Source organism: Streptococcus mitis, from assembly GCF_009496205.1.
In the GTDB taxonomy this organism is placed as follows: Bacteria; Bacillota; Bacilli; order Lactobacillales; family Streptococcaceae; genus Streptococcus; species Streptococcus mitis_BN.
In genome coordinates this window covers 14,350-36,731 of the sequence record NZ_WIJO01000016.1, presented here as the reverse complement: position 1 = coordinate 36,731, position 22,382 = coordinate 14,350, and the positions used below count along the sequence as shown (strand labels likewise).

Below are 22,382 nucleotides of genomic sequence, written 5' to 3'. Positions count from 1 at the left end.
AGGAAGTACAATTATTTATAATGGTTGGTTTGTCGATATTATAATTTTAATGTATATATTTTTTTATATATCATTTAAGTTTTTCAAAAATAAGTTCATTTCTATTGTTATCAATACAATACTTATAATTGGTTATATTTGTTTAGCTATAAAATTAGGTTACGGTTTTTGGTGGTATAATAGTGTTTTTCCCTTCATTATTGGCTTAATATGGGCTAAAAATAAAGAGAAAATTGATGGAGTTTTAGATAGACATTATTTTATCATACTTGTTTTAGTAACTGTGTTACTCTTTATTTCACATCAATACGATATTTTGTTGAGGTATGTGCATTTAGAAGATAGTTATAGTTATGCGTTAGCTGCTAATTTAGATAATATTATTTTTACAATCTACTTTATTATTGTTTTTTTGAAAAAAATAAATTTTTCAAATATATATTTGATTTTAATAGGTAGTATATCATTTGAATTATACATGATACATGGATTAGTTATTTCTATGCTAGGAAAAACACTTGTGTCATCCAGAATAAATGATGTGATATTTACATTTTTTGTACTGGTCCTTAGTCTAATTTTAGCTTGGATTATTAATAAATTAGTTAATAGAATTACAAAGAAAGTAAGTCTATAACAAAATCAAGAGTAAAGGAAATAAGTATGGAAAAAATTGTGGTTCAAGGTGGCGATAATCGTCTGGTAGGAAGTGTTACGATTGAAGGAGCAAAGAATGCAGTCTTGCCCTTGTTGGCAGCGACTATTCTAGCAAGTGAAGGAAAGACCGTCTTGCAGAATGTTCCTATCTTGTCAGATGTTTTCACTATGAATCAGGTGGTTCGCGGTTTAAATGCCAAGGTGGATTTTAATGAAGAAGCTCATCTTGTTGAGGTGGACGCGACTGGCGATATCACTGAGGAAGCTCCTTACAAGTATGTCAGCAAGATGCGTGCATCTATCGTTGTCTTGGGACCAATTCTTGCCCGTGTAGGTCATGCTAAGGTATCCATGCCAGGTGGTTGTACGATTGGTAGCCGCCCTATTGATCTTCATTTGAAAGGTCTAGAAGCTATGGGGGCTAAGATTAGTCAGACAGCTGGTTATATCGAAGCCAAGGCTGATCGCTTACATGGAGCTCATATCTATATGGATTTCCCAAGTGTTGGTGCTACGCAGAACTTGATGATGGCAGCGACGCTGGCTGATGGGGTCACAGTGATTGAAAATGCTGCGCGTGAGCCTGAGATTGTTGACCTAGCCATTCTCCTCAATGAAATGGGAGCTAAGGTTAAGGGTGCTGGTACAGAGACCATTACCATTACCGGTGTTGAGAAACTTCATGGTACGACTCACAATGTAGTGCAAGACCGTATCGAAGCCGGAACCTTTATGGTAGCTGCTGCCATGACTGGTGGTGATGTCTTGATTCGAGACGCTGTCTGGGAGCACAACCGTCCCTTGATTGCCAAATTGCTTGAAATGGGAGTGGAAGTGACAGAGGAAACTGAAGGAATTCGAGTTCGTTCTCAACTAGAAAATCTAAAAGCTGTTCATGTGAAAACCTTGCCCCACCCAGGATTTCCAACAGATATGCAGGCTCAATTTACAGCCTTGATGACCGTCGCAAAAGGGGAATCAACTATGGTGGAGACAGTTTTCGAAAATCGTTTCCAACATCTAGAAGAAATGCGTCGCATGGGCTTGCACTCTGAGATTATCCGTGATACAGCTCGTATTGTTGGTGGTCAACCTTTGCAGGGGGCAGAAGTTCTTTCAACTGACCTTCGTGCCAGTGCTGCCTTGATTTTGACAGGTTTGGTGGCACAAGGAAAAACTGTAGTTGGTAAATTGGTTCACTTGGATAGAGGTTACTACCGTTTCCATGAGAAGTTGGCGCAGCTAGGTGCTAAGATTCAGCGGATTGAGGCAAGTGATGAAGATGAATAAGAAATCAAGCTACGTAATCAAGCGTTTACTTTTAGTCATCATAGTACTGATTTTAGGTGTTTTAGCCCTAGGAATTGGCTTAATGGTAGGTTATGGAATCTTGGGCAAGGGTCAAGATCCATGGGCCATCCTGTCTCCAGCAAAATGGCAGGAATTGATTCATAAATTTACAGGAAATTAGGCTGGGAGACCAGCCTTTTTATAGAGATAAGGAGAAATATGAACAAAAAAACAAGACAGACACTGATCGGACTGCTAGTGTTATTGCTTTTGTCTGCAGGGAGTTATTATATCAAGCAGATGCAGTCGACAGCTAATAGTCCTAAAACTAAGGTGAGTCAGAAAAAACAAGCGCCTGAAGCTCCTAGTCAAGAATTGGCAGAAAGTGTCTTAACAGATGCAGTTAAGAGTCAAATAAAAGGGAGTCTGGAATGGAATGGATCCGGTGCTTTTATCGTCAATGGTAATAAAACTAATCTAGATGCCAAGGTTTCAAGTAAACCCTACGCTGATAATAAAACAAAGACAGTGGGCAAGGAAACTGTGCCAACCGTAGCTAATGCCCTCTTGTCTAAGGCTACTCGTCAGTACAAGAATCGTGAGGAAACGGGGAATGGTTCGACTTCATGGACTCCTCCAGGCTGGCATCAGGTTAAGAATCTTAAGGGTTCTTATACCCATGCGGTCGATAGAGGTCACTTGTTAGGCTATGCCTTAATCGGTGGCTTGGATGGTTTTGATGCCTCAACAAGCAATCCTAAAAACATTGCTGTCCAGACAGCTTGGGCAAATCAGGCGCAGGCCGAGGATTCGACAGGGCAAAACTACTATGAAAGCATGGTACGCAAGGCCTTGGATAAAAACAAGCGTGTCCGTTACCGTGTAACCCTTTATTACGCTACAAATGAGGATTTAGTTCCTTCAGCTTCACAGATTGAAGCCAAGTCTTCAGACGGAGAATTGGAATTCAATGTTCTAGTTCCCAATGTTCAAAAGGGACTTCAACTGGATTACCGAACTGGAGAAGTAACGGTCACTCAGTAAAAGCCAAGATAAACTCCTATGTCACTTGTAGATGTGGGAGTTTTTTTTGACAATTTAAGTAGGACTAGAATAGACACTGAGAAAAAATAATATGTACTGGACTAAATTTTGTGATATAATAGAGGGTAAGATACTATTTTAGGAGAAGAACTATGGAAGACCCAAGTAGTCAGAATTTGTTGCTACAATTTGTTTTATTGTTTATCTTGACGGTATTAAATGCCTTTTTCTCAGCCACAGAAATGGCCATGGTGTCATTAAACCGTGCGCGTGTTGAACAAAAGGCAGAAGAAGGAGATAGACGCTATATCCGTCTGCTGAAGGTGCTAGAAAATCCTAACCACTTTTTATCAACCATTCAAGTAGGGATTACCCTGATTACGATTTTGTCAGGGGCGAGTTTGGCAGAAACTCTGGGACGAGAAATTGCATCTTGGCTTGGAAATGGCGAAACAGCTTATGCCATTGCAAGTTTTCTATCTTTAGCATTTTTGACTTATATTTCCATCGTTTTTGGGGAATTGTATCCTAAGAGAATCGCTCTTAATCTAAAGGATGCTTTAGCGATTCGTACAGCGCCAGTTATTATTGGTCTGGGGAAACTAGTTAGTCCCTTTGTCTGGCTCTTGTCAGCGTCTACCAATCTCTTAAGTCGTTTGACTCCAATGACCTTTGACGATGCTGACGAAAAAATGACCCGTGATGAAATCGAGTACATGCTGACAAATAGTGAAGAAACACTAGATGCTGACGAAATTGAGATGTTACAGGGGATTTTTTCACTGGACGAATTGATGGCCAGAGAAGTCATGGTTCCTCGAACGGATGCTTTTATGGTAGATATTCAGGATGATAATCAGGCTATTATTGAAAGTATTTTAAAGCAAAATTATTCTCGTATCCCTGTCTATGATGGAGACAAGGATAATGTAATCGGTTTGATTCATACCAAGCGCCTGCTCAATGCAGCCTTTGTTGATGGCTTTGACAATATTGTTTGGAAGAAAATCTTACAAGATCCACTTTTTGTTCCTGAAACCATTTTTGTGGATGACTTGCTAAAGGAATTGCGCAATACCCAAAGACAAATGGCAATCTTGCTAGATGAATACGGTGGGATGGCTGGTTTGGTGACACTTGAAGACCTCTTAGAGGAAATCGTTGGGGAAATCGATGACGAAACAGATAAGGCTGAAATCGAAGTTCATAAAATTGGAGAAGATACTTATATTGTTCAAGGTACCATGAATCTCAATGATTTTAATGACTACTTTGATGTTGAACTGGAAAGTGATGACGTTGATACCATCGCTGGTTACTATTTGACAGGAGTGGGGACCATTCCAACGACTGAAAAGCTCAGCTATGAGTTGGTAAGCCAAAACAAACAGCTTATCCTAACCAATGATAAAGTGAAAAATGGACGTGTTACCAAGGTAAAAGTCCAAATTACCGAAGTTGAAATAGAAGAAGAAACAGAGTAAACTAGAGGCTTTTGTCATCATGCGTGACAAAGCTTTTTTCAGTTGATTTTAAAAGGGAATAGTATCCTCGAAAAACTCAGTCCCCAAATCCGCCCCAAAACTTTTCTAAATCTATCCTTATTTATCCAAAGAAAAAGAAAAAAGCCCTTCAAATTGGGCTTTCTGTTCATGTGAAACCTGATAAATCAAGTTATAGAAGGCGGTAGACGGATTTGAACCGACGATCAAGCTTTTGCAGAGCCGTGCCTTACCACTTGGCTATACCGCCTTAACGTTTATTATTATACCTTGAAAATGATTTTCAGTCAATAGCTTTTTCAGATTTTTTGTGTCAATAAGCCTAAATATTCTGAAAATTCGTTTACTTTTCTTGAAATCTATGGTATAATTGATGATAACCTATACTTTATCAGAGGAGTAAATAAATGAAAAAAAGTAGAGTCTTTGTTGCAGCAGGAGTTGCTTTATTGGCAACAGGTGTGTTAGTAGCTTGTGGGAATTCAAAATCATCTGATTCGACAGCTCCAAAAACCTATGGCTATGTCTATTCGGCTGATCCAGAAACATTAGATTATATTATTTCTGGAAAAGAGAGTACGAAAGTGGCTACTTCAAACGGGATCGATGGCCTCTTCACAAATGATAAATACGGGAATTTGACTCCTGCGGTTGCAGAAGACTGGTCTGTATCAAAAGATGGATTGACTTATACCTACAAAATTCGTAAAGGTGTCAAATGGATGACATCCGATGGTGAAGAATATGCCGAAGTGACTGCTAAAGACTTCGTGAATGGATTGAAACATGCGGCAGATAAGAAATCAGAAGCTCTATATCTAGCTGAAACTTCTGTTAAAGGTTTATCTGATTATTTGGCTGGGAATTCAAAAGATTTCTCTACAGTAGGTGTTAAAGCGGTTGATGACTATACTCTTGAGTATACTTTGAACCAACCAGAACCTTACTGGAACTCTAAGATGGTTTATTCAATTTTCTGGCCATTAAACGAAGAATTTGAAAAGTCAAAAGGCTCTGATTTTGCTAAAGCGACAGATCCTACATCATTGCTATATAATGGACCTTTCTTGCTCAAAGGTTTGACTGCTAAATCTTCTATCGAATTTGCTAAGAACGAGCAGTACTGGGATAAAGAGAATGTTCATTTAGATACAGCAACACTTGCATATTTTGATGGTTCGGACCAAGAATCACTTGAGCGTAACTTTACAAGTGGAGCTTATAGTTTTGCTCGTCTTTACCCAACAAGTTCAAACTTCTCAAAGGTAGAGGAGTCATACAAGGATAATATTTTCTACACTCCGTCAGGAGCTGGTATTGGAGGTTTAGGTGTAAATATTGATCGACAAAATTACAAATATACATCTAAAACGACAGATGAAGAGAAAACATCTACTAAGAAAGCTCTTCTTAACAAAGACTTCCGCCAAGCCTTGAACTTTGCCTTTGACCGTACAGGTTATTCTGCTCAAGTTAACGGTAAAGAAGGTGCTCCTCTCGCAGTTCGTAATTTATTTGTGAAACCAGACTTTGTGACTGCAGGCGAAAAAACTTTCGGTGACTTGGTTGCTGAAAAAGTTACGACTTATGGAGACGAGTGGAAAGATGTAAACTTTGCCGATGGTCAAGACGGTCTCTTTAACGCTGACAAAGCTAAAGCAGAATTTGCTAAAGCTAAAACTGCTCTGGAAGCAGAAGGTGTGAAATTCCCTATCCACTTGGATGTTCCAGTAGACCAAACCTCTAAAAACTTTGTCGCACGGATTCAGTCGTTCAAACAATCAGTTGAAAAAGTTTTAGGCGAAGAAAATGTTGTCATCGATATTCAACAAATTTCTAAAGATGAATTCTTTAATGCGACTTATCATGCTGCTAATGCGGCAGCTGAGGATTGGGATCTTTCAGGTGCGGTTGGATGGAATCCTGACTATGAAGATCCATCAACTTACCTTGATATCCTTAAATCAACTAATAGTGAGCAAACGAAAACTTATATGGGGTATGATGACCCATCAAATGCAGCTGCAGCTAAAGTTGGTGTGAAAGATTACGATAAATTGCTTGATGAAGCTGGAAAAGAAACAAGTGATCTTAACAAACGTTATGAAAAATATGCTGCTGCTCAAGCTTGGTTGACAGACAGTTCACTCTTCTTACCAGCTATGTCTTCTAGTGGTGCTGCACCATTCATTTCTCGTGTTGTACCATTCTCAGCTTCTTATAGCCAATCTGGAGACAAAGGTTCAAATCTCTACTTCAAATATATTCAGTTACAAGACAAAGTTGTAACAAAGGCTGATTATGAACAAGCTCGTGAGAAATGGCTCAAAGAGAAAAAAGAATCAAACGAAAAAGTTCAAAAAGAATTGACTAAACACGTTAAATAAATAACTCTCAAGGGAACTTTCTCTCCATGAGGAGAAGGTTCTTTTGGGATTTTAAAAGGAAACGATATGAAGAAATATATTTTTATGCGTGTCTTGCGGTCATTGGTTTCTATCTTCTTAGTAACAACCTTGACTTACACGATTATCTATACAATGGTTCCTCGAAAATTGATTTTCAAACAGGATACCAACTATAACAAGATTGCGACAACTGCTGATAAACGTGATAACTATGAGAATACTGTTTATGAGCGTATGGGCTATATCGAGTACTACGATACCAAAGAGTTGCAAGAAAAAGCTAGCCAGATGGATGCTTCTGTAACAGTTGAAGCCAATGACACCAACAAGGCTATCTATGAAAAATACATCAAACAAATCGGTCATGGTTGGACCCTGGGAGAATTTACTGAAAGTGGCCAATTCTACGCTACTCGTGAAATCCCGATTTTTGAACGTGTTTTCAAATTCTATGCTAACTTGATTGACATTGATCATACTAATAAAATTCAAGACCCTGAAAATCCAGACTTGAAACGTTACCTTCGTTTTGAAAATGATCCAGCTATCGGATGGTCCTTGGTTGGTTCAGGAACTAAACACAAATATCTCTTGTACTTCAACAGTCAGTTCCCATTTGTGCATCAAAACTTTGTGAACATTAATTTAGGTGACTCTTATCCAACCTATGCTAATAGCCCTGTTTTACAGGTTATTACTCAGGGTCAAGGGCAAACAAAAACATCTCAAGTTCAGTTCCCAACAGGTAAGAAAACTTCTTCTGTAAATATTTACTCAAGAACCTACAAGTCTCCTAGTCAGGCTGATTCACGTGAAGTAGCTAACTATGGGAAAGATGACCCATATACTGCTACTGAAAGCAACTACCAATATCCTTCTATGATTGCTAGCTCTGCAATCGTTGGATTGATCGGTTTGGTGATTTCTTATGCGATTGCCGTGCCACTTGGTTCAGCTATGGCTCGCTTCAAGAACACTTGGATTGATAGCTTCTCAACAGGGTTTTTGACCTTCTTGATGGCCCTTCCAACCATTGCCTTGGTTTACATTGTTCGTTTGATTGGATCATCAATTGGTCTTCCAGATTCATTCCCTATCTTGGGTGCTGGAGATTGGCGTTCGTATGTTTTACCAGCAGTTATCCTTGGTTTATTGGGTGCTCCTGGTACCGCTATTTGGATTCGTCGTTACATGATTGACTTGCAATCACAGGATTTTGTTCGTTTTGCTCGTGCAAAAGGTTTGTCTGAAAAAGAAATTTCAAACAAACACATCTTTAAAAATGCCATGGTTCCGCTGGTTTCAGGGATTCCTGGTGCTGTTATCGGGGTTATCGGTGGTGCAACCCTTACTGAAACAGTCTTCGCCTTCCCAGGTATGGGTAAAATGTTGATTGACTCTGTAAAAGCATCTAATAACTCTATGGTCGTAGGTCTTGTCTTCATCTTTACATGTATTTCTATCTTCTCACTTCTTTTGGGAGATATTTGGATGACTATTATTGACCCACGTATTAAATTGACTGAGAAAGGAGGCAAATAATGTCTACAATCGATAAAGAAAAATTTCAGTTTGTAAAACGTGACGATTTTGCCTCTGAAGCCATTGATGCGCCAGCTTATTCATACTGGGGTTCAGTGTTTAGACAATTTATGAAGAAGAAATCAACTGTAGTCATGTTGGGAATCTTGGTAGCTATCATTTTGATGAGTTTCATCTACCCAATGTTTTCTAAGTTTGATTTCAATGATGTCAGCAAAGTGAACGATTTTAGTGCTCGTTATATTAAGCCAAATGCTGAGCATTGGTTCGGTACTGACAGTAACGGTAAATCGCTCTTTGACGGTGTTTGGTTCGGAGCTCGTAACTCTATCCTCATTTCTGTGATTGCGACAGTGATTAACTTGGTTATCGGTGTCTTTGTCGGTGGTATTTGGGGAATTTCGAAATCAGTAGACCGTGTGATGATGGAAGTTTATAACGTCATCTCAAACATCCCATCTCTTTTGATTGTCATTGTCTTGACTTACTCAATCGGAGCTGGATTCTGGAATCTGATTTTTGCAATGAGTGTAACAACATGGATTGGGATTGCCTACTCAATTCGTATCCAAATCATGCGTTACCGTGACTTAGAGTACAACCTTGCTTCACGCACACTCGGAACTCCAACATACAAAATTGTCATTAAAAATATCATGCCACAATTGGTATCTGTTATTGTTACGACTACATCACAAATGCTTCCAGCATTTATCTCCTATGAAGCCTTTCTGTCATTCTTTGGACTTGGATTGCCTATTACAGTACCAAGTTTAGGTCGATTGATTTCAGATTATTCACAGAACGTAACAACAAATGCATACCTCTTCTGGATTCCATTGACAACTTTGGTCTTGGTATCCTTGTCACTTTTCGTAGTTGGTCAAAACCTAGCGGATGCTAGTGATCCACGTACACATAGATAGGAGTAGAAATGACAAAAGAAAAAAATGTAATTTTGACTGCTCGCGATATTGTCGTGGAATTTGACGTTCGTGACAAAGTATTGACAGCCATTCGCGGCGTTTCCCTTGAACTAGTTGAAGGAGAAGTATTAGCCTTGGTAGGTGAGTCAGGATCAGGGAAATCTGTTTTGACAAAGACTTTCACAGGTATGCTTGAAGAAAATGGTCGCATTGCCCAAGGAAGTATTGACTACCGTGGTCAGGACTTGACAGCCTTGTCTTCTCACAAGGATTGGGAACAAATTCGTGGTGCTAAGATTGCGACTATCTTCCAAGATCCAATGACTAGTTTGGACCCAATTAAAACAATTGGTAGTCAGATTACAGAAGTTATTGTAAAACACCAAGGCAAAACAGCTAAAGAAGCGAAAGAATTGGCGATTGACTACATGAATAAGGTTGGGATTCCAGATGCAGATAGACGTTTTGATGAATACCCATTCCAATATTCTGGAGGGATGCGTCAACGTATCGTTATTGCTATTGCCCTTGCCTGCCGACCTGATGTCTTGATCTGTGATGAGCCAACAACTGCCTTGGATGTAACCATCCAAGCACAGATTATTGATTTGCTAAAATCTTTACAAAACGAGTACCATTTCACAACAATCTTTATCACCCATGACCTTGGTGTGGTAGCAAGTATTGCGGATAAGGTAGCAGTTATGTATGCGGGAGAAATCGTTGAGTATGGAACTGTTGAGGAAGTCTTCTATGACCCTCGCCATCCATATACATGGAGTCTCTTGTCTAGCTTGCCTCAGCTTGCTGATGATAAAGGGGAACTTTACTCAATCCCAGGAACACCTCCGTCACTTTATACTGACCTGAAAGGGGATGCCTTTGCCTTGCGTTCTGACTATGCAATGCAGATTGACTTTGAACAAAAAGCTCCTCAATTCTCAGTATCAGAGACACATTGGGCTAAAACTTGGCTACTTCATGAGGATGCTCCAAAAGTAGAAAAACCAGCTGTGATTGCAAATCTTCACGATAAGATCCGTGATAAAATGGGATTTGCCCATCTGGCTGACTAGGAGGAAGGAAATGTCTGAAAAATTAGTAGAAATCAAAGATTTAGAAATTTCCTTCGGTGAAGGAAGTAAGAAGTTTGTCGCGGTTAAAAATGCTAACTTCTTTATCAACAAGGGAGAAACTTTCTCGCTTGTAGGTGAGTCAGGTAGTGGGAAAACAACTATTGGTCGTGCTATCATCGGTCTCAATGATACAAGTAATGGAGATATCATTTTTGAAGGTCAAAAGATTAATGGTAAGAAATCGCGTGAACAAGCTGCAGAATTGATTCGTCGTATCCAGATGATTTTTCAAGACCCTGCCGCAAGTTTGAATGAACGTGCGACTGTTGATTATATTATTTCAGAAGGTCTTTACAATCATCATCTGTTCAAGGATGAAGAAGAACGTAAAGAGAAAGTTAAAAATATTATTCGTGAAGTGGGGCTTCTTGCTGAGCACTTGACTCGTTACCCTCATGAATTCTCAGGTGGTCAACGTCAACGTATCGGTATTGCCCGTGCCTTGGTCATGCAACCAGACTTTGTTATTGCGGATGAGCCCATTTCAGCCTTGGACGTTTCTGTGCGTGCTCAAGTCTTGAACTTGCTCAAAAAATTCCAAAAAGAACTTGGTTTGACCTATCTCTTCATCGCCCATGACTTGTCGGTTGTTCGCTTTATTTCAGATCGTATCGCAGTTATTTATAAGGGTGTTATTGTAGAGGTTGCAGAAACAGAAGAATTGTTTAATAATCCAATTCACCCATATACTCAGGCCTTGCTTTCAGCTGTACCAATTCCAGACCCAATCTTGGAACGTAAGAAGGTCTTGAAAGTATATGATCCAGATCAACATGATTATGAGACAGATAAGCCATCTATGGTAGAAATCCGTCCAGGTCACTATGTTTGGGCTAATCAAGCCGAATTGGCGCGTTACCAACAAGGGTTAAACTAATAATGGTTTTATAATTTCCATGTCAACTTTTATGGAAATTATAAACCTTTTTTTGTTGGACTGATTTGAAAGTCTTTGAAAGCTCCTTGAAAGAATTTTCGAAAAATTTTAAAAAATTCTGAAATATTCTTGACAGGTGATGAAAAAGGTGGTAAGATAGGAAACATCAAAAAAGAAAGCAGAAAAAGAAATGAATAAGAGACAAGCTGTAATTATGAATCAAAACTTTTACTTTAGCTACTTTAGATAGTGTTTGTAGACATGTCACCATGGATGCAAACAGTTCAAGCAATTTGTTTGTATCTATGTGGCTAAGATTTTTGATTGTGGTCCATATAGATGAATATCTAAATGGACTAGCTAAGTTGTAACTTGTTAGATTATTTCAAGCATCCGTTTAGATAGTATCTAGGCGGTTTTTTGTTTTATCTTTTCTGAGAAGGAGTTTCATTATGAAAGTTGTCCGAAAATTACTAGCACCCCTCTTGGTTGTAGGGATCCTCTTGACCTCTCTGATCAGTTTGCATCAGTTGAAGGCAGATAAGAAAAAAGATGTATTTCGTATCGGTATTTCGCAATTTATTACTCATCAATCTTTGGACGCTACTAGAGAAGGTTTTGTGGATGAGTTGGCTAAGCAAGGCTATGTTGAAGGGAAAAATATCGAGATTGATTTGCAAAATGCACAGGGTGAGCAAAGAAATCTAAAAACCATTTCCCAGCAACTAGCAGAATCTAGTGATGTCGTTCTAGCTATCGCAACGCCTTCTGCTCAGAGTTTGGCCAATACAACACAAACGACACCTGTTATCTTTTCAGCGGTAACAGATCCTGTCAGTGCCAAGTTGGTAGAGTCAAGAGAGCATCTTGGGGGCAATGTAACTGGGACAAGTGATCAGTCATCAGATGCCATTTCAACCCAAATCAATTTGATAAAGAAAGTGTTGCCAAAAGCTAAAACAATTGGAATTCTTTATACTCAGAGCGAGCCAAACTCAGTTGTCCAAAAGGATGAAGCTAAGCGCCTTCTGGAAGAAAAAGGCTTTACCGTTGTTGAAAAAACAATCTTGGACAGTAATAACGTCAAGGCGGCTGCAGAAAGCTTGATGGCAGAGGTGGATATGGTTTTTGTACCAACGGATAATATCATTTCATCAACCATGGAAACAGTTAAGCAGGTTTCTATTAAACACAAGGTTCCAGTATTCGGTGGTTCAACAGAAATGATTGCTGTTGGTGGCTTGTATAACTACGGCACCAATTATGAAGAATTGGGACGGCAGACAGCCCGTATGTTGATTCGTGTTTTAAAAGGTGAGAAGCCAGAAAATATAGCAGTTGAGTTGCCTGAAAAACTGGAATTGCATACCAATAAAGAAATGGCAGATGCACTAGGAATTGATATTAGTAAGTTAGAAAGCAAGGAATAGGGAGGTTTGAGATGAGTTTTGTATTATCTAGTTTATCAGAAGGTTTGTTGTGGTCGATTATGGCCATTGGAGTCTACTTGACTTTCCGTATTTTGGATATTGCGGATATGACTGCTGAAGGAGCCTTTCCACTGGGGGCGGCTGTCGTCGTATCTCAGATACAGGCAGGGACAAATCCTTGGATTGCGACTTTACTTGCTTTGCTGGCAGGTATGGTAGCAGGTCTTGTATCAGGAATGCTTCACACCAAGATGAAAATTCCAGCTCTCTTGACGGGGATTGTGACCTTGACAGGGCTTTATTCAATCAATATTAAAATCATGGGAAGTGTGCCCAATCTTTCCTTGGGAGATTCTTCAACTGTCTTTAAACAGTTGGCTAGCTTGGGACTGACAAATGAAGAAGCTGTTTTCTCATTCAGTTTAGCCTGTCTCTTACTTGTTTGTTTGGTCTTGACTCTTTTGATGAAAACAGAGATTGGCTTGGTCTTGCGTTCGACTGGGGACAATATTCCGATGAGTGAGGCAAATGGGGTCAATGTAGACACCATGAAGATTGTTGGTTACATGATTTCAAACGGCTTGATTGCCTTGTGTGGTTCCTTGTTTGCCCAAAATGATGGATTTTCGGATGTAACTTCTGGGACAGGAACCATCGTTGTTGGTTTGAGTGCAGTCATTATTGCGGAAGTCTTGATACACGACTTGACCATTGGAGGTCGCTTGTTATCCATCGGAATCGGTGCTATTGTATACCGTTTGATTATTTTAAATATCTATGAAATTCCAAATCTAGATCAAAACTTGGTCCGTCTCTTTAATGCAATCTTGTTAGCCTTGGTTCTATTTGCACCAGAGTTGCAAAAGAGATTAAAGATTCGTGGTCTGAAATTGAGAAATGAATAGGAGGAGACAGTTATGGCAAGTTTGTTAACACTTGAAAATATTCACAAAACATTTGAAGCAGGGACGGTCAATGAAAACCATGTCCTCAAAGGATTAGATTTAGAGGTTGAAGAGGGAGATTTTATCTCTGTGATTGGTGGAAATGGCGCAGGGAAATCCACTTTGATGAATATCTTGGCTGGCAATCTATCTGTGGACGAAGGGGACCTTTTATTGGAAGGGAAATCCATTAAAAATCTGAGTGTACGAAAGAGAGCCAAGGATATTGCCCGTGTTTTTCAAGATCCTAAGATGGGGACAGCTTCTCGTTTGACAATTGAGGAGAATATGGCCATTGCCTTAAGACGTGGGCAAAAGAGAGGACTTGGCTGGGGCGTGAAGGAGAAGGACAGAATCCAGTTCCAAGAGGCCTTGAAGGAGTTGAATATTGGTCTTGAAAACCGCTTGAAAGTGGATACTCAATACCTCTCAGGAGGACAAAGACAGGCCTTGACCCTAGTCATGGCAGCTCTGGTGAAACCTAAACTCTTGCTTTTGGATGAACATACTGCGGCACTTGACCCGAAAACTAGTCAAATGGTGATGGATTTGACGCAAAAGATTGTGGAACACCATCAGTTGACGACTTTGATGATTACCCACGATATGAACCATGCGATTGAGTACGGCAATCGTCTCATTATGCTCTATCAAGGGAAGATAGTGGTGGATGTCAAGGGAGAGGAGAAAAAGCATCTGACGGTTGAAGATCTCATGCATCTCTTTCAGAAAAATAGTGGCCAAAGTCTAGTTAGTGATGAATTGGTTTTGGGATAAATAAAAACACCACACTTTGTAAGGAAACAAGGTGTGGTTGTATTTTATCTCTTAGACCAAGTTCTCTTCATAAAGAGAAGGAGGATTGGGTAAATCTCCAATCGTCCTGCAATCATTGCAAAGGAGAGGAGAATTTTTGAGATAGGGCTAAAGATTGAGAAACTAGAAGTGGTTCCTAGAATAGGTCCGATGTTATTGAAACAGCTAAAGACAGCGCTGGTCACAACCAGAAAATCATTGCTGTCTAGGCTGACAATAAAGATAAGTGCTAGCAAAATCATAGAATAGATGACAAAGTACTTGAGAATCTTATGCTGGGTATCTTTGTCAATCACCGTTTTATTAACATGGAGGGTCAAAACACGGTGGGGCGATAGGATTGACAAAATCTGATTTTTAGCAATTTTTGAAAGAATGAGGCCTCGAATAACCTTGAGTCCACCTGCGGTTGAACCAGCAGAACCACCGATTCCCATGAGGAAGAGAAGAATAAACTGGGAGAAGAGGGGCCAGTTGGTAATGTCTCCATATCCAAAACCAGTCGTCGTAATGATATTGGAAACCTGGAAGAAGGCCATTTCAAAACTCTTGGAAAATCCCGGGTAGAGATAGAGGGTATTAAGGCTAATCAAGCCTGTAGAAACCAGCACGATGACCAAGTAAGCACGAAGTTCTTCGTCACCAAAGAAGGCCTTGACGCGGCGGAGCATGAGGTAGTAGTAGAGATTGAAATTTACCCCAAAAACCAAAACTCCGATACTAACCAGATAGGTAATCAGTGAGCTACCATAGTGAGCAATTCCATCGTTATAGACGGTGAAGCCCCCAGTTCCCGCTGTCCCCATAGCAATCACAAAACTATCAAATAGTGGCATACCAGCTAGATAATAGATGATGACAAAGAGGGAGAAGAGAGCTAGATAAAGGAGATAGAGAATCTGAGCGGTGTTTTTTAGCTTGGATACAACCTTACCAAAGACAGGGCCAGGAACCTCAGCCTTCATCACCTCTAGGTGGCTATTCTTGGCATTATCCATAATAGCAAGTGCAAAAACAAGCACTCCCATCCCTCCAATCAAGTGGGTAAAACTTCGCCAGAAGAGGAGGGAACGGCTGAGAACCGAAACGTCGTTCAGAATAGTTGCTCCAGTAGTTGTAAAGCCAGAACTGATTTCAAAAAAGGCATCGATAACGCTGGGAATTTGCTTAGCAAAAACAAAGGGGAGACCGCCAAAGAAGGACCAAAGGATCCAACAGAGGGCAACAATCAAGACTCCCTCCTTGGCATAAATCCGTTGATTTTTGGGCTTTTGTAAAATTCCTGAACCGCCTAGTAATACGAGAATCCCTATTGTTGAAAAGAGGGCCGTAAAGACTTGGCTCGATTCACGGTAATAGACAGCGACAGACACAGGAACCAAAAGAAGAACAGCTTCAATCAAAAGTAATTTTGAAAGGAGGTAACGAATCATACTTTTATTCATTTCTTACCTCGCGATCAAGTCATAAATCTTGGTGATGTTTGGCAACAAGGTTGTTACTAGGAGCTTGTCTCCAACTTCCAACATATCCTCCCCAGTAGGGAAAATAGTCTTGCCCTTTCGAATGATAGCTGCAATAAGAACCCCTTTTTTCAGTTTTAGTTGAGAAAGAGGTTTGGCAGTCATCTTATTAGCTTCCTTGATATGGAATTGCAGGGTTTCGATTTGGCCATTGGCTAGATGGTGCATGGCTTGAAGGTCTGAATACTGGGCATTCACTCGACCACGAATAAAGTGCATGATTGTATCTACAGCGATGCTTTTAGGTGTGATGATACTTGAAAAATCAGGCGCATTGATGATCTCGAGGAGGCTGGTACGATTGACCTTGGTGATATTTTTTTGTACACCTACCCTGTCAAGGAACATAGAGGTAATCAGATTTTCCTCATCGACCCCTGTTAGAGTCGCAACGGCATCATAATTTTGAGCACTTTCTTCCAGCAGGATATCTTTTGCGGTACCATCTCCTTGAACGATGTAGAGATTTGGGAATTTCTCGCTAAAGAAGCTAGCGATTTCAGGATTGATTTCAATAACCTTGGTATCGATACGACTGTCTTTGAGGATACCTAGTAGATAATAGGCAATTCTACCGGCTCCAACAATAAGAAGACTCTTCACGGCACGAGATTTGAAATAATTATGGAAGAGCATCATATCAACACGGTTACCAGTGACAAAGATTCTATCTTTATCCTGTATGGTCATGTCACCGCTTGGAATGATAATTTGATGATCCCTCTCTATCGCACAGACAATGACATTGCCAAATTTTTTCCGAAAATCAGAAATGGGCATTTGGCAAAGACCACTGGAGGATTTAACAGTGAATTCCATCAAGCTGACCCGTCCACCAAAGAAACGTTCGACAGAGAGGGCGTTGGGGAAGTCAATGATATTGGCAATAGCACGGGCAGCCAAGAGCTCAGGGTTAACGATAAGAGAAAAACCGAGAATATTCTTTTCCTTGAAATAAGAGTTAGAATATTCAGGGTTCCGCACCCGAACGATGGTCTCTTTAGCTCCCATTTTTTTGGCTAGAACGGCTGCAATCATGTTCACTTCATCGTATTCAGTCAGGGCGATAAAGATATCACAATCCTGGACGCTGGCTTGCTCAAGGATGGTAAAATCGGCCCCGTTACCAAGGATGCCTATGATATCAAAGCGATTGACAATATGATTGAGGACAGCTTCGTCTTGCTCAATCAGCAAAACATCATGCTTTTCTGCAACCAAGGAGCGACAGAGGGCAGAACCAACTTTTCCCCCTCCGACAAGGATAATTTTCATAATAAAACCTACTTCTTCATGATGTAACTATCATACCTTTTTTCAAGAAAAAATGCACCTACTAGCTAATCACCAGAGTTTTTAGTAGGAAATTTGCTATAAGGTAAAACTATACCCTAATCAATTGAAATAGCTATTAGCTACTTTCTAGAAAATATGGTATGATAAAGGATATACAAGGAGATAAAATGAATAATAATTTACTGGTATTACAATCAGACTTTGGTCTGGTTGATGGTGCGGTATCGGCTATGATTGGAGTGGCTTTAGAAGAATCTCCAACCTTAAAAATTCATCACTTGACGCACGATATCACGCCTTATAATATTTTTGAGGGGAGTTACCGTCTCTTTCAGACGGTGGATTACTGGCCTGAGGGAACGACATTTGTATCGGTGGTCGATCCAGGTGTCGGCTCGAAACGTAAGAGTGTGGTTGCCAAGACTGCAAAAAATCAATACATTGTCACGCCAGATAATGGGACGCTTTCTTTTATTAAGAAACACGTTGGCATTGTAGCTATTCGTGAGATTTCTGAAGTGGCCAATAGACGTCAAAATACAGAGCATTCTTATACCTTCCACGGTCGTGATGTCTATGCCTATACTGGTGCTAAACTGGCCAGTGGTCACATTTCTTTTGAGGAAGTGGGACCAGAGCTCAGTGTGGATCAGATTGTGGAGCTTCCAGTCGTAGAGACCATCATTGAAGATCATTTGGTGAAGGGAGCTATTGATATTCTGGATGTGCGTTTCGGCTCGCTTTGGACCTCTATCACACGAGAAGAGTTTTACAAGCTGGGACCAGCATTCGGTGACCGTTTTGAGGTGACTATCTATCATGCAGATATGCTGGTCTATCAAAATCAGGTTGTTTATGGCAAATCATTTGCAGATGTGAGAATTGGGCAACCCATCCTTTACATCAACTCTCTCTATCGTTTAGGTCTGGCTATCAACCAAGGTTCCTTTGCCAAGGCTTATAATGTGGGCGTCGGTTCATCTTGGACCATTGAAATAAAGAAAATAGAATCATAAAATAGGAGAATATAGATGAAAAATCAATCAATTAAACAAGTTGTTGCTATCGGTGTTGGAGCTGCGCTCTTTGTTGTCATCGGGATGATCAGTATTCCAACGCCTGTTCCAAATACAAGCATCCAGCTTCAGTATGCGGTACAGAGCCTCTTGTCTATTATTTTTGGCCCTCTAGTGGGACTACTTGTTGGTTTAATTGGGCATGCAGTGAAGGACTCTCTTGCTGGCTACGGTCTATGGTGGACTTGGATTATTGCTAGTGGTCTCTTTGGTCTAGCTGTAGGTCTCTTTAGAAAATACATTCGAGTAACACAGGGTGTTTTTGAGTTGAAGGATATTGTCTTCTTTAACCTCATTCAGATTGTTGCAAATGCTCTTGTTTGGGGTGTCTTGGCACCACTTGGAGATGTTGTGATTTATCAAGAAGCGGCAGAAAAAGTATTTGCCCAAGGGATTGTTGCGGGAATTGCAAATGCTGTAACTGTAGCTATCGCAGGTACCCTTCTCTTGCTAGCTTATTCACGTACACAGACTCGTTCAGGAAGTTTGAAAAAGGATTAATATAAGGGAAAAGGCTGGACAACCGGTCTTTTTTGATGTTTATTGATTAGTTAGGCAAGCAAGCTAGGATAGGACTCTTTTTGACGCTAAGATTTTACGAGAAGAGACTGTAAGAAGGGTTCGATTTATGATAAAATAGAAGTCTAAGAAGCGAATGAAGAGAGTAAGATGAAAGAAGCTATAATTGAGTGGAAGAATTTCTCTTTCCAGTATGAAACGCAACAAGAACCGACCTTGCAAGGAGTGGACTTGACCATTTATAAGGGAGAGAAAGTTTTAATTGTTGGGCCATCTGGGTCAGGCAAGTCTACCTTGGGTCAGTGTTTGAATGGGATTATTCCCAATATTTACAAGGGTCAGACGTCTGGAGAATTTTTGATCAAGGGGCAAGCAGCATTTGATATGAGTATCTATGATAAATCTCATCTAGTCAGCACAGTTTTGCAAGATACAGATGGGCAGTTTATCGGCCTGTCTGTGGCAGAGGATTTGGCTTTTGCTCTGGAAAATGACATGACAGCTCTAGATGACATGAAAAGTCGTGTTCATAAATGGGCTGAAAAGCTGGACCTTCTCCCTTTACTGCCGCAGCGTCCTCAGGATTTGTCAGGTGGACAAAAGCAGCGAGTCAGTCTGGCTGGTGTCTTGATTGATGAGAGTCCGATTCTTTTGTTTGATGAGCCACTCGCCAATCTAGATCCCAAGTCAGGTCAGGATATTATCGAATTGATTGATCAGATTCATAAGGAGGAGGGGCCGACGACTCTTATTATCGAGCACCGTTTAGAGGATGTTCTGCATCGCCCTGTGGATCGGATTGTCTTGATAAACGATGGTCGTATCCTCTTTAATGGGGGTCCTGATCAGTTACTAGCGACTGATTTATTGACACAAAATGGAATTCGAGAACCCCTTTATCTAACGACTCTCCGTCAATTGGGTGTGGATTTAGTCAAGGAAGAACAATTAGCGAATCTGGATAACTTGTCTATCTCAAAAGGCCAGGTTCAGCTGCAGAATGAACTGGCAAAAGAAACCCCAGAATTGCAGTCACTCTTTAAATTAGAGGATGTGTCTTTTTCTTATGATGATAGACCGATTTTAAAATCCATTTATTTAGATATTAAAAAGGGTGAAAAGATTGCCATTGTCGGAAAAAATGGGGCAGGGAAGTCAACCCTAGCCAAGGCCATAAGCAGCTTTATCCAGACGGAAGGGCGCTATCTTTGGGAAGAACAGGATATCAAAGGAGATTCTGTTGCAGAGCGGGCGGAACGAGTAGGCTATGTGCTGCAAAATCCCAATCAAATGATTTCAACCAATATGATTTTTGATGAGGTGGCTCTAGGGCTCCGTTTGCGAGGTGTGGATGAGAAGGAAATTGAAACGAGAGTCTATGAAACCTTGAAAATCTGTGGTCTCTATGAATTCCGTAATTGGCCTATTTCTGCCCTGTCATTTGGTCAGAAAAAACGTGTGACTATTGCCTCGATTTTGGTCTTGGGAGCTGAAATTATCCTCCTAGATGAACCAACTGCAGGTCAAGACCAGAAGAACTATACTGAGATTATGGAATTTCTCGAAGAACTGCATCAAAAAGGGCATACCATTGTCATGATTACCCATGATATGCAATTGATGCTGGATTATTCAGATCGAGCCCTCGTCATGGTTGATGGGGAATTGATTGCCGATACTGATCCAGCTAGTCTGTTGAGCAATCCTGAGCTGTTAGTAAAAGCCAATCTAAAAGAAACTTCAATCTTCAACTTGGCTAAAAAACTAGACGTGGATCCACTTGCTTTAACGGCATTTTACAAAGAAAGGAGAGAAGGATGCAAGCTAAATTAATCGGTTACCAGCATAGAGATACTGTGATTCATCGCTTGTCAGGAGCTGGGAAACTCCTCTTTTTCATTCTCGTGTCATTGGCGGCCATGATTAGCTATGATACCAGACTGCTTGTTCTGATTGCCATCTTTTCGGTCTTTCTCCTCTATTTGTCAGAAATCCGCTTTAAAGATGTTTCCTTTGTAGCAGTTTTTGCGACGGTATTTGCCGTTTTAAACGTTTTGATGGTCTATCTCTTTTCTCCCGAGTATGGGGTTGGACTTTACGGAGAGAGAAGTGTGATTTGGCAGGGAATCGGTGCCTACACTCTGACCAGTCAAGAGCTCTTTTATCTGCTAAATCTGGCCATTAAGTACCTTTGCACCATTCCTCTGGCTATTATCTTTTTGATGACAACCCACCCTAGTCAGTTTGCTTCCAGTTTAAATCAAATCGGTGTGCCTTATAAGATTGCCTATTCTGTCAGTCTGACCTTGCGCTATATTCCAGATTTGCAGGAAGAATTCTTTACCATCAAGATGTCTCAGGAAGCGCGTGGGATGGAATTATCCAAGAAAGCTTCTCTTATGCAACGAATCAAAGGCAATCTGCGCATTATCACTCCCTTGATTTTTAGCTCGCTAGAACGCATTGATACCATTGCGACCGCCATGGAGCTTCGCCGCTTTGGGAAAGAGAAAAAACGCACTTGGTATAGTTATCAGGCTTTGAAAAAAGGAGACTATCTTACCTTGCTCTTGGCAGCCTTGTTTTTAGTAACTAGTTTACTACTTATTTTGCAGAATCAGGGACGATTTTACAACCCTTGGAAATAGCTTGAAAAAATTGAAAAAATCAAGTCGTTTCTATTGACAATGATTCTGAAAGTGTTATACTAAGAAAGTAGTTTCGCTGATTTACTTCAAACCTGTTGTGAGGTAAGTTAACGATGCCTTAACCACGCTGTTTGCTGAGCTTGACTCCGGGCAGTGTGGCTATTTTTTTGCAATGGTAAAAGGAAGCAAGTCATGACAAATCACATTGTATTATTTGAACCACAAATTCCACAAAATACAGGCAATATCGCGCGTACTTGCGCTGCGACTAATTCTTTCCTCCACATCATCAAGCCCATGGGCTTTCCTATCGATGACCGCAAGATGAAGCGAGCTGGGTTGGATTATTGGGATAAGCTAGAGATTTATTTTTACGACAGTTTAGAAGATTTCATGTCTCAGATGAAGGGCAAACTCTATCTGATTTCGAAATTCGCGGAAAAAGTCTATTCTGATGTGGATTTATCGACTAACGAAGACCATTATTTTCTCTTTGGACGCGAAGACAAGGGTTTACCTGAGGACTTTATGCGCGAACATCCTGAGAAGGCTCTCCGTATTCCTATGAATGATGAACATGTTCGCAGTCTCAATGTGTCTAATACCGTCTGCATGATTGTCTACGAAGCCCTCCGCCAGCAGAACTTTGCAGGTCTTGAGCTCATTCATACCTATGAAGTGGATAAATTGAAATAAAAAATGAAAATGAAAATGAACAAAATGCTTGCGCTTGCAAGCGTTTTTTGTT

The 22,382-nt window shown here is 40.4% G+C and carries 20 protein-coding genes and 1 tRNA gene; 18 read left to right on the top strand and 3 right to left on the bottom strand.

The window, feature by feature from the left end:
* The 5 genes from GEZ85_RS04195 to GEZ85_RS04175 form a co-directional block, all read left to right on the top strand.
* A partial coding sequence (locus GEZ85_RS04195; RefSeq protein ID WP_153209602.1) for an acyltransferase family protein occupies positions 1 to 637 on the top strand: 637 nt, incomplete at its 5' end.
* A 26-nt stretch (positions 638 to 663) separates the two neighbouring features.
* A complete protein-coding gene (gene murA, locus GEZ85_RS04190) occupies positions 664 to 1,947 on the top strand; it encodes a UDP-N-acetylglucosamine 1-carboxyvinyltransferase (RefSeq protein ID WP_153209601.1) in 1,284 nt (427 codons plus the stop codon).
* Positions 1,940 to 2,128, top strand: a complete 189-nt coding sequence (locus GEZ85_RS04185; RefSeq protein WP_050234055.1) for a DNA-directed RNA polymerase subunit beta — start codon at positions 1,940 to 1,942, stop codon at positions 2,126 to 2,128. The genes murA and GEZ85_RS04185 overlap by 8 nt, the downstream gene beginning before the upstream one ends.
* Before the next feature lie 38 nt (positions 2,129 to 2,166).
* A complete protein-coding gene (endA, locus tag GEZ85_RS04180) occupies positions 2,167 to 2,991 on the top strand; it encodes a DNA-entry nuclease EndA (protein ID WP_153209600.1) in 825 nt (274 codons plus the stop codon).
* Positions 2,992 to 3,143: 152 nt separating this feature from the next.
* Entirely contained in the window at positions 3,144 to 4,475 is a 1,332-nt protein-coding gene (locus GEZ85_RS04175; RefSeq protein ID WP_153209599.1) for a hemolysin family protein, read from the top strand.
* A 197-nt stretch (positions 4,476 to 4,672) separates the two neighbouring features.
* Here GEZ85_RS04175 and GEZ85_RS04170 read toward each other — a convergent pair.
* A tRNA-Cys gene (locus tag GEZ85_RS04170) sits at positions 4,673 to 4,743 on the bottom strand.
* 157 nt (positions 4,744 to 4,900) lie between these two features.
* Between GEZ85_RS04170 and GEZ85_RS04165 the strand changes: the two genes are divergently transcribed.
* The 8 genes from GEZ85_RS04165 (at position 4,901) to GEZ85_RS04130 (ending at position 14,533) form a co-directional block, all read left to right on the top strand.
* A complete protein-coding gene (locus GEZ85_RS04165; protein WP_153209598.1) occupies positions 4,901 to 6,880 on the top strand; it encodes a peptide ABC transporter substrate-binding protein in 1,980 nt (659 codons plus the stop codon).
* A gap of 66 nt (positions 6,881 to 6,946) precedes the next feature.
* Entirely contained in the window at positions 6,947 to 8,443 is a 1,497-nt protein-coding gene (locus GEZ85_RS04160; protein WP_153209597.1) for an ABC transporter permease, read from the top strand.
* Positions 8,443 to 9,369: an oligopeptide ABC transporter permease OppC gene (gene oppC / locus GEZ85_RS04155; RefSeq protein WP_049486660.1), complete on the top strand. Its 927-nt coding sequence runs from the start codon at positions 8,443 to 8,445 to the stop codon at positions 9,367 to 9,369. Before GEZ85_RS04160 ends, oppC begins: the two co-directional genes overlap by 1 nt.
* Before the next feature lie 8 nt (positions 9,370 to 9,377).
* Positions 9,378 to 10,445, top strand: a complete 1,068-nt coding sequence (locus tag GEZ85_RS04150) for an ABC transporter ATP-binding protein (protein WP_042900320.1) — start codon at positions 9,378 to 9,380, stop codon at positions 10,443 to 10,445.
* A gap of 10 nt (positions 10,446 to 10,455) precedes the next feature.
* A complete protein-coding gene (locus GEZ85_RS04145) occupies positions 10,456 to 11,382 on the top strand; it encodes an ATP-binding cassette domain-containing protein (protein ID WP_049523558.1) in 927 nt (308 codons plus the stop codon).
* Between the two features lie 452 nt (positions 11,383 to 11,834).
* Positions 11,835 to 12,812: an ABC transporter substrate-binding protein gene (locus GEZ85_RS04140; RefSeq protein WP_153209596.1), complete on the top strand. Its 978-nt coding sequence runs from the start codon at positions 11,835 to 11,837 to the stop codon at positions 12,810 to 12,812.
* 11 nt (positions 12,813 to 12,823) lie between these two features.
* Entirely contained in the window at positions 12,824 to 13,717 is an 894-nt protein-coding gene (locus tag GEZ85_RS04135) for an ABC transporter permease (protein ID WP_000011439.1), read from the top strand.
* Between the two features lie 12 nt (positions 13,718 to 13,729).
* The gene (locus tag GEZ85_RS04130; RefSeq protein ID WP_000157668.1) at positions 13,730 to 14,533 is read left to right on the top strand and encodes an ABC transporter ATP-binding protein; all 804 of its coding nucleotides are present in this window, start codon (positions 13,730 to 13,732) and stop codon (positions 14,531 to 14,533) included.
* A gap of 44 nt (positions 14,534 to 14,577) precedes the next feature.
* On the opposite strand, the gene GEZ85_RS04125 is transcribed toward GEZ85_RS04130, so the two are convergent.
* Entirely contained in the window at positions 14,578 to 16,017 is a 1,440-nt protein-coding gene (locus GEZ85_RS04125; protein ID WP_153209595.1) for a TrkH family potassium uptake protein, read from the bottom strand.
* 3 nt (positions 16,018 to 16,020) lie between these two features.
* On the bottom strand, positions 16,021 to 17,370 hold the full coding sequence (gene trkA / locus GEZ85_RS04120; protein ID WP_153209594.1) for a Trk system potassium transporter TrkA: 1,350 nt from the start codon (positions 17,368 to 17,370) through the stop codon (positions 16,021 to 16,023).
* Positions 17,371 to 17,558: 188 nt separating this feature from the next.
* Here trkA and GEZ85_RS04115 point away from each other — a divergent pair, with 188 nt between their 5' ends.
* The 5 genes from GEZ85_RS04115 to GEZ85_RS04095 all read left to right on the top strand — a co-directional run bounded on the left by GEZ85_RS04115 (position 17,559) and on the right by GEZ85_RS04095 (position 22,330).
* Positions 17,559 to 18,407 carry an SAM hydrolase/SAM-dependent halogenase family protein gene (locus GEZ85_RS04115; protein ID WP_049542540.1) on the top strand — a complete coding sequence of 283 codons (849 nt, stop codon included), beginning with the start codon at positions 17,559 to 17,561 and terminating at the stop codon, positions 18,405 to 18,407.
* A 15-nt stretch (positions 18,408 to 18,422) separates the two neighbouring features.
* Positions 18,423 to 18,968, top strand: coding sequence for an ECF-type riboflavin transporter substrate-binding protein (locus tag GEZ85_RS04110; protein ID WP_033689391.1), 546 nt, complete (start codon positions 18,423 to 18,425; stop codon positions 18,966 to 18,968).
* 168 nt (positions 18,969 to 19,136) lie between these two features.
* Positions 19,137 to 20,819, top strand: coding sequence for an ABC transporter ATP-binding protein (locus GEZ85_RS04105; protein WP_153209593.1), 1,683 nt, complete (start codon positions 19,137 to 19,139; stop codon positions 20,817 to 20,819).
* Positions 20,804 to 21,634 (top strand): energy-coupling factor transporter transmembrane component T family protein, encoded by an 831-nt coding sequence (locus tag GEZ85_RS04100; RefSeq protein ID WP_100104741.1) that lies wholly within the window; start codon positions 20,804 to 20,806, stop codon positions 21,632 to 21,634. Before GEZ85_RS04105 ends, GEZ85_RS04100 begins: the two co-directional genes overlap by 16 nt.
* 192 nt (positions 21,635 to 21,826) lie before the next feature.
* Positions 21,827 to 22,330, top strand: a complete 504-nt coding sequence (locus GEZ85_RS04095) for a tRNA (cytidine(34)-2'-O)-methyltransferase (protein ID WP_153209592.1) — start codon at positions 21,827 to 21,829, stop codon at positions 22,328 to 22,330.
* Positions 22,331 to 22,382: the final 52 nt, after the last annotated feature.

Coding starts and splice junctions, on each gene's coding strand:
- murA (WP_153209601.1), top strand. CDS start 664: ATGGAAAAAATTGTGGTTCAAGGTGGCGATAATCGTCTGGTAGGAAGT.
- GEZ85_RS04185 (WP_050234055.1), top strand. CDS start 1,940: ATGAATAAGAAATCAAGCTACGTAATCAAGCGTTTACTTTTAGTCATC.
- endA (WP_153209600.1), top strand. CDS start 2,167: ATGAACAAAAAAACAAGACAGACACTGATCGGACTGCTAGTGTTATTG.
- GEZ85_RS04175 (WP_153209599.1), top strand. CDS start 3,144: ATGGAAGACCCAAGTAGTCAGAATTTGTTGCTACAATTTGTTTTATTG.
- GEZ85_RS04165 (WP_153209598.1), top strand. CDS start 4,901: ATGAAAAAAAGTAGAGTCTTTGTTGCAGCAGGAGTTGCTTTATTGGCA.
- GEZ85_RS04160 (WP_153209597.1), top strand. CDS start 6,947: ATGAAGAAATATATTTTTATGCGTGTCTTGCGGTCATTGGTTTCTATC.
- oppC (WP_049486660.1), top strand. CDS start 8,443: ATGTCTACAATCGATAAAGAAAAATTTCAGTTTGTAAAACGTGACGAT.
- GEZ85_RS04150 (WP_042900320.1), top strand. CDS start 9,378: ATGACAAAAGAAAAAAATGTAATTTTGACTGCTCGCGATATTGTCGTG.
- GEZ85_RS04145 (WP_049523558.1), top strand. CDS start 10,456: ATGTCTGAAAAATTAGTAGAAATCAAAGATTTAGAAATTTCCTTCGGT.
- GEZ85_RS04140 (WP_153209596.1), top strand. CDS start 11,835: ATGAAAGTTGTCCGAAAATTACTAGCACCCCTCTTGGTTGTAGGGATC.
- GEZ85_RS04135 (WP_000011439.1), top strand. CDS start 12,824: ATGAGTTTTGTATTATCTAGTTTATCAGAAGGTTTGTTGTGGTCGATT.
- GEZ85_RS04130 (WP_000157668.1), top strand. CDS start 13,730: ATGGCAAGTTTGTTAACACTTGAAAATATTCACAAAACATTTGAAGCA.
- GEZ85_RS04125 (WP_153209595.1), bottom strand. CDS start 16,017: ATGAATAAAAGTATGATTCGTTACCTCCTTTCAAAATTACTTTTGATT.
- trkA (WP_153209594.1), bottom strand. CDS start 17,370: ATGAAAATTATCCTTGTCGGAGGGGGAAAAGTTGGTTCTGCCCTCTGT.
- GEZ85_RS04115 (WP_049542540.1), top strand. CDS start 17,559: ATGAATAATAATTTACTGGTATTACAATCAGACTTTGGTCTGGTTGAT.
- GEZ85_RS04110 (WP_033689391.1), top strand. CDS start 18,423: ATGAAAAATCAATCAATTAAACAAGTTGTTGCTATCGGTGTTGGAGCT.
- GEZ85_RS04105 (WP_153209593.1), top strand. CDS start 19,137: ATGAAAGAAGCTATAATTGAGTGGAAGAATTTCTCTTTCCAGTATGAA.
- GEZ85_RS04100 (WP_100104741.1), top strand. CDS start 20,804: ATGCAAGCTAAATTAATCGGTTACCAGCATAGAGATACTGTGATTCAT.
- GEZ85_RS04095 (WP_153209592.1), top strand. CDS start 21,827: ATGACAAATCACATTGTATTATTTGAACCACAAATTCCACAAAATACA.